This is a genomic window from Aeromonas sp. QDB11 (assembly GCF_027705265.1).
Classification (GTDB): Bacteria; Pseudomonadota; Gammaproteobacteria; order Enterobacterales; family Aeromonadaceae; genus Aeromonas; species Aeromonas allosaccharophila.
Map to the genome: position 1 here is coordinate 33088 of NZ_JAPDBM010000040.1, position 13049 is coordinate 46136.

12 protein-coding genes and 1 pseudogene are annotated in these 13049 nt (G+C 60.8%); 7 read left to right on the forward strand and 6 right to left on the reverse strand.

Features of this window, described 5'->3' with window-relative positions; all coding sequences use genetic code 11:
- The first annotated feature begins 64 nt into the window (after positions 1 to 64).
- Both OKC40_RS14220 and OKC40_RS14225 read left to right on the forward strand, forming a co-directional pair.
- Positions 65 to 691 (forward strand): SCO family protein, encoded by a 627-nt coding sequence (locus tag OKC40_RS14220; protein ID WP_042061159.1) that lies wholly within the window; start codon positions 65 to 67, stop codon positions 689 to 691.
- 74 nt (positions 692 to 765) lie between these two features.
- Positions 766 to 2059: pseudogene (locus OKC40_RS14225) on the forward strand (MATE family efflux transporter).
- Positions 2060 to 2072: 13 nt separating this feature from the next.
- Here OKC40_RS14225 and trmL read toward each other — a convergent pair.
- The 3 genes from trmL to OKC40_RS14240 form a co-directional block, all read right to left on the reverse strand.
- A complete protein-coding gene (gene trmL / locus OKC40_RS14230; RefSeq protein WP_042061156.1) occupies positions 2073 to 2537 on the reverse strand; it encodes a tRNA (uridine(34)/cytosine(34)/5-carboxymethylaminomethyluridine(34)-2'-O)-methyltransferase TrmL in 465 nt (154 codons plus the stop codon).
- A 74-nt stretch (positions 2538 to 2611) separates the two neighbouring features.
- Positions 2612 to 3982: an ATP-binding protein gene (locus tag OKC40_RS14235; protein ID WP_082034867.1), complete on the reverse strand. Its 1371-nt coding sequence runs from the start codon at positions 3980 to 3982 to the stop codon at positions 2612 to 2614.
- Complete coding sequence (locus OKC40_RS14240) at positions 3964 to 4659, reverse strand: response regulator (protein WP_005339549.1); 696 nt, start codon at positions 4657 to 4659, stop codon at positions 3964 to 3966. The genes OKC40_RS14235 and OKC40_RS14240 overlap by 19 nt, the downstream gene beginning before the upstream one ends.
- Before the next feature lie 85 nt (positions 4660 to 4744).
- Here OKC40_RS14240 and fieF point away from each other — a divergent pair, with 85 nt between their 5' ends.
- From fieF to OKC40_RS14260, 4 genes are all read left to right on the forward strand, one after another.
- A complete protein-coding gene (gene fieF / locus OKC40_RS14245) occupies positions 4745 to 5656 on the forward strand; it encodes a cation efflux pump FieF (RefSeq protein WP_042061152.1) in 912 nt (303 codons plus the stop codon).
- A gap of 8 nt (positions 5657 to 5664) precedes the next feature.
- Positions 5665 to 6444: a serine O-acetyltransferase gene (gene cysE, locus OKC40_RS14250; RefSeq protein ID WP_058053260.1), complete on the forward strand. Its 780-nt coding sequence runs from the start codon at positions 5665 to 5667 to the stop codon at positions 6442 to 6444.
- Positions 6445 to 6464: 20 nt separating this feature from the next.
- The gene (locus tag OKC40_RS14255; protein ID WP_270795650.1) at positions 6465 to 7745 is read left to right on the forward strand and encodes a hypothetical protein; all 1281 of its coding nucleotides are present in this window, start codon (positions 6465 to 6467) and stop codon (positions 7743 to 7745) included.
- 246 nt (positions 7746 to 7991) lie between these two features.
- Positions 7992 to 8201 (forward strand): cell division protein ZapB, encoded by a 210-nt coding sequence (locus tag OKC40_RS14260; protein WP_005339554.1) that lies wholly within the window; start codon positions 7992 to 7994, stop codon positions 8199 to 8201.
- A gap of 72 nt (positions 8202 to 8273) precedes the next feature.
- Here OKC40_RS14260 and elbB read toward each other — a convergent pair whose 3' ends face one another.
- Complete coding sequence (gene elbB, locus OKC40_RS14265; RefSeq protein WP_064341410.1) at positions 8274 to 8924, reverse strand: isoprenoid biosynthesis glyoxalase ElbB; 651 nt, start codon at positions 8922 to 8924, stop codon at positions 8274 to 8276.
- A 400-nt stretch (positions 8925 to 9324) separates the two neighbouring features.
- Between elbB and polA the strand changes: the two genes are divergently transcribed.
- The gene (gene polA, locus OKC40_RS14270) at positions 9325 to 12081 is read left to right on the forward strand and encodes a DNA polymerase I (protein WP_270795652.1); all 2757 of its coding nucleotides are present in this window, start codon (positions 9325 to 9327) and stop codon (positions 12079 to 12081) included.
- 88 nt (positions 12082 to 12169) lie between these two features.
- Here the strand turns inward: polA and OKC40_RS14275 are convergent, their stop codons facing one another.
- Both OKC40_RS14275 and OKC40_RS14280 read right to left on the reverse strand, forming a co-directional pair.
- Positions 12170 to 12709: a gamma carbonic anhydrase family protein gene (locus OKC40_RS14275; protein ID WP_270795654.1), complete on the reverse strand. Its 540-nt coding sequence runs from the start codon at positions 12707 to 12709 to the stop codon at positions 12170 to 12172.
- 89 nt (positions 12710 to 12798) lie between these two features.
- Positions 12799 to 13049, reverse strand: a 251-nt coding sequence (locus OKC40_RS14280; RefSeq protein WP_270795656.1) for a hypothetical protein, incomplete at its 5' end; no start/stop codon positions are given.

Below are 13049 nucleotides of genomic sequence, written 5' to 3' on the forward strand. Positions count from 1 at the left end.
TACAATGCCCCCTCTTGTCCGGTCACTGCTGGCTATCTGCCTCGAACTGAAAGGGTCTCTTGTTATGATGAAGCTCCGCTATCCCCTGCTCTTTCTGCTGCTGACAGCCTGTCTGATCCTTGCGTTCTGCGCCACGCAGCCAGAGCAGCCACAGCAGGCCGACTACTATCCAGCGGGGCGGGATATCAACGATTTCGCCTTTACCGATGCGGACAACAAGCCGTTCACCCCTGCCAACCTGAAGGGGCATTGGACCTTCCTGTTCGTCGGTTACACCTTCTGCCCCGATATCTGCCCCACCACCCTGGCAGATATGCGATCCGTTTATGATCAGCTGAAGAAGATGGCGCCCGACAGTCAGGTGGTGTTTATCTCGGCAGATCCCCAGCGTGACGACATTCCACGCCTAAAAACCTATACCGCCTTCTTCAATCCCGAGTTCAAGGCGGCCACCGCCCCCCACGACAAGCTGTTCCCGTTCGTGCGCAATCTGGGGCTGATCTACTCCATCGCCAATCAGGGGGAGAAGGATTACCTGATCGATCACTCCGCCTCCATCGTGCTCATCAATCCCACGGGCAAGCTGCAGGCGGTATTCCGCCCACAAGTGGCGCCGGGTCAGGTGCCACGGGTGCAGATGGCCACCATGCTCTCTGACTTCTCCCGCATTCTGAAGCTGACAGGCCACTGAGCGTGACCCCAGCTGTTGCCCCCTGGTGGCGAGATCCCTCTCGCCACCGCGCAGTGTTTGCGCTCGCCCTGCCCATGGTTTTTTCCAATATCACCACCCCCTTGCTGGGGCTGGTGGACACCTGGGTGATCGGTCATCTTGGTCAGGCCTGGTTTCTGGGGGGCGTTTCGGTCGGTGCGACCCTGATCAACCTTATCTTCTGGCTGCTCGGTTTCTTGCGGATGTCGACCACCGGGCTGACGGCGCAGGCGCGCGCACGGCGCCGCCGACGGTCGTGCCCAGCTCGATACCCTGCTGCGGGCGCTGGGGCTGGCCATTGCCCTCGGTCTGGCGTTGCTGTTGTTGCTCTTCCCCCTGCTGCCAAGGCTAATCGCCCTGAGTGGCGGTTCGCCCGAGGTGCAGCTCTATGCTGGTCAATACGTAGCGGTGCGGATCTGGAGTGCCCCGGCGGCGCTCTGCAATCTGGTGATCATGGGCTGGCTGTTGGGGATGCAGGATGCCCGCAGTCCCATGGTGATGCTGATTCTTACCAATCTGGTCAATATGGCGCTCGATGCCCTGTTTGTGCTGGGGCTTGGCTGGCAGGTGCGGGGTGTGGCAGCGGCGTCGGTCATGGCGGACTACTGCGCGCTGGCGGCCGGGATCTGGCTGGTACGCCGTCAGCTGCGGCAACTGGCGCCGACGGTGTGGCACAATGGCTGGCAGCGTTGGCGGCAACTTGCCCCTATGGTGCGACTGCTAGGCCTCAACCGCGATATCTTCCTGCGCTCCCTCTGTTTACAGCTCTGTTTTGCCTTTATGACTCTGCAAGGGGCACGGCTGGGGGATGTGGCGGTGGCTGCCAATGCGGTGCTGCTCAACTTCCTGATGCTCATCTCTTACGGGCTCGATGGTTTTGCCTATGCGGTGGAGGCCATGGTGGGGCGGGCCATCGGTCAGCGGGATCGGCAGAAACTGCGGGAGGCCATCGTGCTCAATCTGGGCTGGGCCGCCCTGATTGCGACCGCATTTACCTTTGGGTTTGCCCTGCTGGGCAGCTGGCTGGTGGGGCAGATCACCGACATTCCGGCGGTGGTGGCGGAGGCAAATCGTCAGCTTCCCTGGCTGATCGCCATGCCGTTGCTGGCGGTCTGGTGTTTCCTGCTGGACGGGGTCTTTATCGGGGCGACCCGGGCGCGGGAGATGCGCAACAGCATGTTGCTGGCCGCGTTTGGCGGCTTCTTCCCGATCTGGTGGCTCTGTCAGTCGTGGGGCGTGGCCGCGTTATGGGCGGCGATGGCGGCGCTGATGGTGGGGCGCGGTCTGTCGCTGGGGGTTACTTGCTGGCGGCTGGAGCGCAGCGGGCATCTGCTCGACGCCCGCCACTGAGCCGCGATGACGCTTACATGGCGCCGTCGTAGCCGAGCTGGCGCCAGCTCTCGTAGACGAACACCGATACCGCGTTGGAGAGGTTCATGCTGCGGCTCTGGGGCACCATAGGGATGCGCAGCCGCTGCTCGAACGGCAGGCTCTCGATGATCTCGCTGGGCAGGCCACGACTCTCCGGGCCAAACAGCAGGGCGTCGCCAAGGGCATACTGGGCTGTCGAGTGCGCGGTGCGCCCCTTGGTGGTGCAGGCGAACACCCGCTTGGGTGCCACGGCGGTCAGAAACGCCTCATAGCTCGGCCAGCGCTTTACCTCGGCAAACTCGTGATAGTCGAGTCCCGCCCGCTTTACCCGCTTGTCATCCCACTCAAATCCCAGCGGCTCGATCAGATGGAGCCGGTAACCGGTATTGGCGCAGAGCCGGATGATATTGCCGGTGTTGGGCGGAATTTCCGGCTGGTAGAGGACGATATCGAGCATGACGAGTTCCTGCAAAGAGATGTAAAGCCAAGAAGGGGCGCCAGCATACCCAGCGCCCGTCCGGATGAAAAGGATCAGGCGATGGGCAAGCGGATGGTGATGGTCAGCCCGGTGGGGTGATTGTTGCTGGCCGCAATGGTGCCGCCGTGGCGCTGGATCGCCTCCGAGGCGATGGCCAGCCCCAGCCCGGTGCCGCCGGTTTTGGCGTTGCGGGCGTCATCGACCCGGAAGAAGGGCTGGAACAGCAGCGCCTGCTGCTCGTCAGGCACCCCGGGGCCGTCATCCCGAATGGTCATCACCCACTCCTGCCCCTCCCGATACCAGTCCACCTTGATGAACTCGCGGGCATATTTGAGGGCGTTGCGCAGGGGGTTCTCCACCGCCCGTGCCAGCAGCTCGGGCCACATCTGGATCGACTCGGCGGGCAGCGGCGGCAGTCTGAGCTGCTTGCCGCTCTGGTTCGCTTCGAACATCGCATCTTCGAGGATGGGTTCCAGCAGGTCGGCCAGCGGGTGCATCACCGGCGCCTCCACATGCTGTTGTACCCGCGACAGATCCAGCAGATCACCGATCAGCTTGTCCAGCCGCCCGATCTCCGATTCGATCCGCGCCAGCTCGGCGCTGTCACCCTGCTTGCGGCGGATCAGCGCCTGCGCCAACTGCATCCGGGTGAGGGGACTGCGCAGCTCGTGGGAGATATCGGAGAGCAGCTGTTTCTGCTTCTGGATCATGCTCTTGAGCGTCTCCACCATGCGGCTGACGTTATCCGCCAGCTGGCCGATCTCGTCGCCCCGTCCCAGATTGGGGATCTGCACCTCCAGATTGCCGGCCGCCAGTTGGGAGACCGACTTTTGCAGTTGTAGGATGGGGCGGGTCAGCCGCCAGGCGAGCAGCAGGCAGAGCGGGGTACTGACCAGCATCGAGATGCCCAGAATGCGGATCGGGTGATCCAGCACCTGAATGAACAGGAACAGATAGGGGTTCTCGGCATTGAGGCCGAAATAGACGTGGTAGCGATGGCCGTGGTGCTCCATCAGGAAGGGGCCGGCGATCGCCTTGCGATCCTCGTTGCCCAGCATGGGGTTGGCCGGGTCGTCGGCATCCACCATGAAGCGCACCACGAACTTGCGCGGATGGGTGGTGGACTGGATCTGTCCCCGCTCATCGCGCAGATAGACGTTATCCACCGGCAGCATGGCGATATTGTCCATCGCCTTGGCCAGATCGAAATCCTGATCCGGATCGGCGGCGTTGAGCAGGGCCTGAACATTATTCTGCATTCGCGCCACCTCGTGGGTCGGCAGCGGGATCTGGTTGCGGGGGTCCAGGGTCGGCAGGCTGATCACGGCGGCGAGGATCACCAGCAGCATGAGCCAGAACCAGAGGAAGATGTGGGTCGAGATCCCGTTGAGGGAGCTGATGCGCTCTATTCTTGCTCTAGCCACAGGTAACCGCGCCCCCGTACGGTTTTGAAGCGGGGCTGGCCATCGGTGCGGTCCGGCAGCTTCTTGCGCAGGTTGCTCAGGTGCATGTCGATGGCCCGATCGAAGGGTTCCAGCTTCTTGCCCAGCACCTGCTCGGAGAGGTGACTCTTGCTGACAATCTGGCCGGGATTGCGCAGCAGGCACTCCAGCAGGCCGAACTCGGTGGCGGTCAGCTCCAGCAGCTGTTCGCCGCAGCGGGCCTGCTGCAGACCAGGTTGCAATACGATATCCATGAAGTGCACTTCGTCGGAGGAGTTGCCGCGCTGGGGCGGGGCGCTCTGGGTGCGGCGCAGGATGGCGCGCACGCGGGCGAGCAGCTCCCGATCATCGAACGGCTTGGCCAGATAGTCGTCGGCGCCCGCCTCCAGACCGTTGACCCGATCCTGGCTGTCACCGCGGGCGGTCAGCATCAGCACCGGGGTGTCGTGGGTCTTGCGCAGCTTGGTCAGCATGGCAAAGCCGTTGAGCTTGGGCATCATCACATCCAGCAGCACCAGATCGAAGCTCTGCTCCGCCAATCGTTGCAGCCCCTCTTCACCATCCTCGGCGACCGTGACCTGAAATCCCTCCAGGGTCAGAATTTCGGTGAGCAGTTGGGTCAATTCAAGATCGTCGTCGACCAGGAGTATTCTGTTCATCTGGTGTTATTCCGCAGATTTTCGCGCCAAACTGACGCCGGGGTCAGGGTATAATAAGTTTTTCATCGCCAGAGGAAAGCCGGTTTTGAGCCATCAACAATATTCCCGTTGGGTCACCTTTGCCAGCATGGCGGCGGTCACCACCGCCACCCTGCTGATCATCGGCAAACTGATCGCCTGGCTGATGACCGACTCGTCGACCCTGCTGGCATCGCTCACCGACTCCTTCATGGATGTGAGTGCCTCCATCATCAACCTGCTGGCCATTCGCTATGCGCTGGCCCCCGCCGATGACGAACACCGTTTCGGTCACGGCAAGGCGGAGTCGCTGGCGGGGCTCATTCAGTCGGCCTTCATCTCGGGCTCCGCGCTGTTGCTGGTGATGCACGGTATCTCCTCCCTGCTCAAGCAGGCGCCCATCGAGCGGCTGGAGGCAGGTCTCTGGGTCAGTGGCGGCTCCATCGTGCTGACCCTGTTGCTGGTCAGCTTCCAGAGCCTTGTCATTCGCAAGACCAACAGCGTCGCCATCAAGGCCGACATGCTGCACTACCGTTCCGATCTGCTGCTCAATGCCGGTGTCTTGCTGGCGCTGGTGCTGGCGGGGCAGGGGTGGTACTGGGCCGATGGCCTGTTTGCCATCCTGATCGGGCTGTTCCTGTTGTGGGGGGCGGGACACATCGGCTACGAGTCGGTGCAGGCGCTGCTCGATCGTCAGTTGCCAGCTGAAGAACAAGCGAGAATAATGGCGCTCTGCTGTGCCGTAGAAGGTGTACACGGCGTACATGACCTGCGCACCCGTCAATCCGGGCCGACCCGATTCGTACAGTTGCATCTGGAACTGGATGATCAGATCCCCCTGGTCAAGGCCCATCAGATCGCCGATGAAGCCGAACTGGCGGTACGCCAGGCATTCGAGCGGATGGATGTCATCATCCACATGGACCCCATCTCGGTGCTGACAAAAGAACAACAGAGCCCTCACCCAGAACAACAGTAGGCTGCAACATGGATGAACTGGTTGCCAAAACCTGGCACAAAATTCAGCAAGAAGCGGAGTGCATGGCGGCCCAGGAGCCGATGCTGGCCAGCTTCTTCCACTCCACCATTCTCAATCACAAGAATCTGCGATCGGCCCTCAGCTTCCAGCTGGCCAACAAGCTCGACAGCGCCACCATGCCCGCCATCGCCCTGCGCGAAGTGATCGAGCTGGCGCTGCGTAGCGAGCCCGAGCTGCTGGCAGTGGTGGCGGCCGACATCTGCGCCGTGCAGGAGCGCGATCCGGCGGTCGATCTCTTCTCTACCCCGTTGCTCTACCTCAAGGGGTTCCATGCCCTGCAGGGTTATCGGGTTGCCAACTGGCTGTGGCGTCAGGGGCGCCGCTCGCTGGCGCTCTATCTGCAAAACCAGATCTCGGTGGTGTTCGGGGTGGATGTGCACCCGGCCGCCCGCATCGGCAAGGGGATCATGTTTGACCACGCCACCGGCATCGTGGTGGGCGAGACGGCGGTGATTGAAGATGATGTCTCCATCCTGCAGAGCGTGACCCTCGGCGGTACCGGCAAGGAGAGCGGCGATCGCCATCCCAAGATCCGCGAAGGGGTGATGATAGGGGCGGGCGCCAAGGTGCTCGGCAATATCGAAGTGGGCATGGGCGCCAAAATTGGCGCAGGCAGCGTGGTGATCAACCCGGTGCCACCTCATACCACGGTCGCTGGCGTACCTGCCAAGATCGTCGGCCGTCCGGAGTGCGACAAGCCTTCACTGGATATGGATCAGTGTCTCTGATCTCCTGACCGGAGGCGTCGATGGCCAAACGCTGGTCGGGTTATCTGATTTTGGGGATGTGGCTGCTCAACCTGCTGCATCTCTATCTGGGACTCTCCCCCTGGCCCGCGGCCATTGCGGCCTGGGGGGCGTCACTGCTCACCTGGCCCTGGCTGGTGGGGGCCGCCAAGCGGCAGGCGCTGGCTCTTTATGGTGCCGCCCTGTTGCTGCTGATCTTCTCCTGGTGGCGGGGGGCGACCCTCAGCGCCGGTGACTGGCTGCTGCCCAACATCAATATGCTCACCATGTTTGCCGCGGTGAGCACCCTCAACCTCGCGACCTCGGGTCTCTTGACCGGCACCACCTCCTGGACCGGGCGTAAAGGGCTGTGGAGCACCATGGCCAGCCTCAATCTGCTGGGGGCGGTCATTAACCTCTCGGTGCTGTTCATCATTGGCGATCGGCTGGAGCGGGGCGGCACCCTGGAGCGGCGTCAGGTGATGGTGCTGAGCCGGATCTTCTGTGCCGCCGCCTTCTGGTCACCCTTCTTTGTCGCCATGGCGGTGGCGCTCACCTATGCGCCGGGCCTGCAGCTCTCCCATATTCTGCCGTTCGGGATCCTCGCCGCCTTGCTGGCGATGGGGCTGACCGCCTGGCAGGTGGAGCGGATCGGAGTGGCCGATTTTGCCGGTTATCCGCTGCGGCTGCAGACCCTGGGTTTGCCGGTCACGCTGGCGCTGCTGGTACTGCTCATCAAGCAGATCTGGCCCCAGCTCGGCATTCTGGCGGTGATCGCGCTGGTGGCCCCGCTGCTGGCGCTGCTCTTTATGCCGAGGGTCGGGCGCAAGGCGGCCCTCAAGCGGCAGGTGGTGGAGCGCTTTCCCGCCATCGGCGGTCAGCTGGTGCTGTTTCTGGGGGCCGGTTTGCTGGCAGCAGGCATCAACAGTGCGTTGTCGGTCATCGATCTCGGCTCCGGTCACGGTCTGCCGCTGTTCAACCACTTTGGCTGGCTTGAGGCATCCCTCACTCTGCTGCTGATCCTGCTGGTGGCCATCGTCGGGGTACATCCGCTCATCAGTATCTCCGGGCTGGCGCCGCTGCTCTGGCCGCTGGCGCCGGATCCCAGCCTGCTCGGCATGTGTTTCCTGCTGGGATGGGGGCTTGCTACCGGCACCAGTCCGCTCTCCGGATCCAATCTGGCGCTGGCCTCCCGCTACAACCTCAGTGCCGGGCTGATCCTGCGCTGGAACCTGCTCTACGGCCTGCTGATGTATGTCGTCGCCTGTCTGTTGCTGGGGGCTTATATCGCCTTGCATGGATAACGGCGGCGCCGTCAGGAGGGGGCAAATGATGCGCGGGCGGCGGGGTCTTTTACGCACGGTTCAGTGTGTTGTCGCGGCTCTGGCGCAGGATGCGAGAAAAATAGACGCATATTTAGACAATACATCTATGGAAGGCGCATTTTACAGCGCACTGGCTTGTTTGTGCCGATGCGCTCGGGGTATGCTGGCTTCACGCGCTTGAATCGCCCTCTGTGGGGCATCGCAATTGAACAAACAGGTATGCATATGTCACTAGAAGTCCTTGAGCAACTCGAATCCAAAGTACAATCCGCTGTCGACAACATCTCCCTGCTGAAGATGGAGCTGGACGAGCTGAAAGAGCAGAACAGCAAGCTGCAAGACGAGAACCATCAGCTGCGCAACGAGCACACTGCATGGCAGGAGCGTCTTCGTGCCCTGCTGGGTAAAATGGATCAGATGGGCGAAACCATCTAATTCATCGCCTTCAGGCAGAATTGATAACGGGCCGCTCCATGAGCGGCCCGTCTGTTTCTGGCGGTCAGGGAATTACAGCGCCAGCAGCTGTTTGACCGTCTTCTCGATGCCGTCTGCCGCTTCCACTATGTTGCTGGCCAGCATATAGGCGGGGGTGGAGATCACCTTGCGCTCCTGATCCACCACAAACTCGTTGACCGGGCAGTTGAGATGGCTGCCCCCCATCGCCTCGATGGCGTTGGCGGTACCCTCGTCATGGCCGATGGTCGCCAGCGTCCCGGCGCCATAGATCAGCGGGATCATGACGGGTGCGATGCAGATATAGGCGGCCGGTTTGTTGGCTTTGGCAAAGCTCTGGCACGCTTTCAGCACATCTGGCTGGATCTGGCACTCGGCCCCCTTGATGGCGAAGTCGCACAGGTTCTTGGCCGCGCCAAAGCCGCCGGGCACCAGCAGCGCATCGTAATCGGTCGCGTCCAGCTCGGCCACATCCTTGATCTGGCCACGGCAGATACGGGCCGCTTCGACCAGCACGTTGCGGCTCTCTCCCTCGCTCACTTCACCGGTCAGGTGGTTGATCACATGGAGCTGCGCCACGTTCGGGGCGAAGCACTGGACGGCGACTCCCTGGCGGGCCAGCGCCAGCAGGCTGATGACGGCTTCGTGGATTTCAGCTCCGTCAAAGACACCGCAGCCACTCAAAATCACGGCCACTTTTTTCATGGCAAACTCCTCGTTGTTGAAAATGTGAGCCAAGATGGATTGTTGTACTTTTGTATGGTTATCGCTCGCCATCCGCTGGTCAAGTCATCTTGCTGTGCTAGGATTGTTTCGTTTTGGATCCTGCCGTACCTACTTCCTTAAATCTTTTTCCACATTGATCGAGATCATCCTAACTGTCTTGCGATCGGTTTTTGCGATCTCAATATATTGTTTTTAATGGATTTTTATATTTTTATACACAGCTTTATCACTGTGCGCTCTGATGCGCCCCATTTTTGAACACAGAGTTATCCACAGCTTGAGTCCCTTCATCAGGCGCTTTGTGCTGTTGCTGCGCCCCTTGGTGTGAGGGGGGCCCTGTGGCATCCTAGCGGCTGTTTATCTCTGGCAGGACGATTTCATGGCCCCTAGCAATCCCCTTATTCTGGTCGACGGCTCCTCTTATCTTTACCGCGCCTTCTTCGCCTCCCAGCAGGCCGATCTGCGCACATCGACCGGTTTGCCGAGCGGCGCCGTCCGTGTCATGGCCAACATGATGCGCAGTCTGCGCAAGCAATATCCTGACTGTCATGTGGCCGTGGTGTTTGATGCCAAGGGCAAGACCTTCCGCGACGACATCTATCCCGAGTACAAGGCGACCCGTGCCAGCATGCCGGACGATCTGCGCAGCCAGGTTGCCCCTATCCATCAGATGATCAAGGCGATGGGCTTCCCCTTCCTGATGGTGGAAGGGGTCGAGGCCGACGATGTGATCGGCACGCTCGCCCGCCAGGCGACCGAGAAACAGTTGCCGGTACTGATCAGTACCGGTGACAAGGACATGGCACAGCTGGTCTCCGACCATGTCACCCTGATCGACACCATGAAAGATGTGAAGACCGATCGGGAAGGGGTGATCGAGAAGTTCGGCGTGCCACCCGAGCTCATCATCGACTATCTGGCCCTGATGGGTGACAAGGTCGACAACATTCCCGGCATGACCGGTGTCGGCGAGAAGACCGCACTGGCCCTGCTGCAGGGGATCGGCAGCATCGACGAGATTGCTGCCAACCTCGACAAGGTGGCCGCGCTCGGCTTTCGTGGCTCCAAGGCGTTCGCCGACAAGTTCCGCGAGCAGGAGGAGCAGGTTCGTCTCTCCTATCGACTGGCGACCATCAAGACCGATGTCGAGCTGGAACAGAGTCTGGAGCAACTGCAGCTCAAGCCGGTCGACAAGGAGTCCCTGCTGGCCGTCTATCGCGAATACGAGCTGCGCAACCTGATCAAGGAGCTGGAGTCCGGTGGTGAAGAGGGTGCCGGGCAGGAAGAGGCTGCTGATGGCGCTGCTGCTCCCGCTGCCACCATCGAAACCGACTACCGCTGCATTCTGGACGAAGCCGAGTTTGACGGCTGGCTGGAACAGCTGAAAGCGGCACCGCTGTTTGCCTTCGATACCGAAACCACCAGTCTCGACTATATGGAGGCGCGGATCGTCGGCGTCTCCTTCGCCGTCGAACCGGGCAAGGCCGCCTATGTGCCGTTTGGCCATGACTATCTCGGGGCGCCGGTGCAGCTGACTGAAGCCGTGGTGCTGGGCAAGCTCAAGCCGTTGCTGGAAGATCCGACCCGTCTCAAGGTGGGGCAGAACCTCAAGTACGATCGCAACGTGCTGCTCAACCACGACATCGACCTGCAAGGTATCGCCTACGACACCATGCTCGAATCCTACGTGCTCAACTCCACTGCCAGTCGTCACGATATGGATTCGCTGGCCAAGCGTTACCTCGGGGTCGAGACCACCTCCTTTGAAGATATCGCGGGCAAAGGGGTGAAACAGCTCACCTTCAACCAGATCGAGCTGGAGCAGGCCGCTCCCTATGCGGCAGAAGATGCCGATATCACCCTGCGTCTGCACCAGACCCTGTGGGGTCAGCTGGAAGCCGTGCCGGGTCTCGCCAAGGTATTCAGTGAGATCGAGCTGCCGCTGTTGCCGGTATTGGCGCGGATGGAGTTGCTCGGCACCACCATCGAACCCAAGCTGCTGCACCAGCAGAGTCAGGAGATCGAAGTGCGGTTGGCGGAGCTGGAGAAGCAGGCCCACGAGCTGGCCGGGCAGGAATTCAACCTCTCCTCGCCCAAGCAGCTGGGGGAGATCCTCTTCACCAAACTGGGCCTGCCGATCATCAAAAAGACTCCCAAGGGAGCGCCGTCCACCGCAGAAGAGGTGCTGGCCGAGCTGGCGGAGACCTACGAGCTGCCGCGCCTGTTGATGGAGCATCGTGGGCTGGCCAAGCTCAAGTCCACCTACACCGACAAGCTGCCGCTGATGATCAAGCCCCGGACCGGGCGGGTACACACCTCCTATCATCAGGCGGTGGCGGCCACGGGCCGTTTGTCATCCTCTGATCCCAACCTGCAGAATATCCCGGTACGCAACGAGCAGGGGCGCCGGATCCGGCAGGCCTTTATTCCTAGCGCCGGTTACAAGTTGGTGGCGGCGGACTACTCCCAGATCGAGCTGCGCATCATGGCGCACCTCTCCGGTGACAAGGGGTTGCTGACCGCCTTTGCCGAGGGCAAGGACATCCACAAGGCGACCGCCGCCGAGGTATTCGGCGTGGCGCTCGATGCGGTCACTACCGACATGCGCCGCAGCGCCAAGGCGATCAACTTCGGCCTTATCTACGGCATGAGTGCCTTTGGTCTGGCCAAGCAGCTGGGGATCGGTCGTGCCGAAGCGCAGAAATACATGGACCTCTACTTCGAACGTTACCCGGGCGTGCTGGAATATATGGAGCGCACCCGCCAGCAAGCGGAAGCCCAGGGCTATGTCGAGACCCTGTTCGGCCGCCGCCTCTATCTGCCGGACATCAAGTCCCGCAACGCCGGTCTGCGCAAGGCTGCCGAGCGGGCCGCCATCAACGCCCCGATGCAGGGCACTGCTGCCGATATCATCAAGCGCGCCATGATCAACGTGGACAGCTGGATCCGCGGTATCGAAGATGAGTCGATCCGTATGCTGATGCAGGTACACGATGAACTGGTGTTCGAGATCCGCGAAGAGAAGCTGGAGGAGTACACCGCCATCATCAAGGAGAAGATGTCGGCCGCGGCTGAATTGAATGTGCCACTGGTGGTTGAAGCGGGCACCGGCGACAACTGGGATCAGGCCCACTGATTTTCGGTCAGCCGTTCTGCACGGCTATATAGCTATATAAGAAGCGAAGCCCGGCATCATGCCGGGCTTCCTGTTTCTGCCTGCCCTATCAGGTCTCTTGCAGATACTCATCCTTGAGCAGGACATAGTTGTCGGCCGAGGTCTTGAGAAACGCGATCTCGGCGGGTTTGAGCGGGCGAGCCTGTTTGACGGGATTACCTATATATAGAAAGCCCGATTCGAGTCGCTTGCCTGGTGGCACCAGCGAACCTGCGCCGACCATCACGTCATCCTCGACTACTACCCCATCCAGAATGATGGCCCCCATGCCGACCAGCACCCGGTTGCCGATGGTGCAGCCGTGCAGCATCGCCTTGTGACCGACCGTGACATCTTCACCGATCAGCAGCGGATAGCCGTCAGGATTGCCAGCACTCTTGCGAGTCAGGTGCAGCACTGTGCCATCCTGAATATTGCTGCGGGCGCCGATGCGGATATGGTTCACATCCCCCCGTGCTGCCACCATGGGCCAGATGCTGGCATCGTCGGCCAGCGCGATATCGCCCACCAGTGTCGCGCAGGGATCTACATACACCCGTTTGCCCAATTGCGGGCGTTTTCCCTTGTAGGGTCTCAGTCGCAAGTCCATCTTGGCCTCCTTGTTTTCGGCCATTCTAGCAATCCGGAACCGGTTTCTGTGGATAAGTTTGTATAAAAGCTGTGGTTGGATATGAATAACTAAAAAAGTGCCCTTTTTTGCAATTTTATTGCCGATGAGGGGTTGCCAGAAAGAATCTGTTCCCTATAATGCGCCTCCATCGACAGGGCAAGTGGCAACGCAAAGCCTGAGTCGATAACCTCGAAAAGCCTTTGAAAATAAGGCTTGACTCGAGAAGGCGGTTGAGTAGAATGCCACTCCCGCAGCAACGAACTGTTGCGTCGCTCTTTAACAATTTGAATCAAGCAATCTGTGTGGGCACTCACAGCAT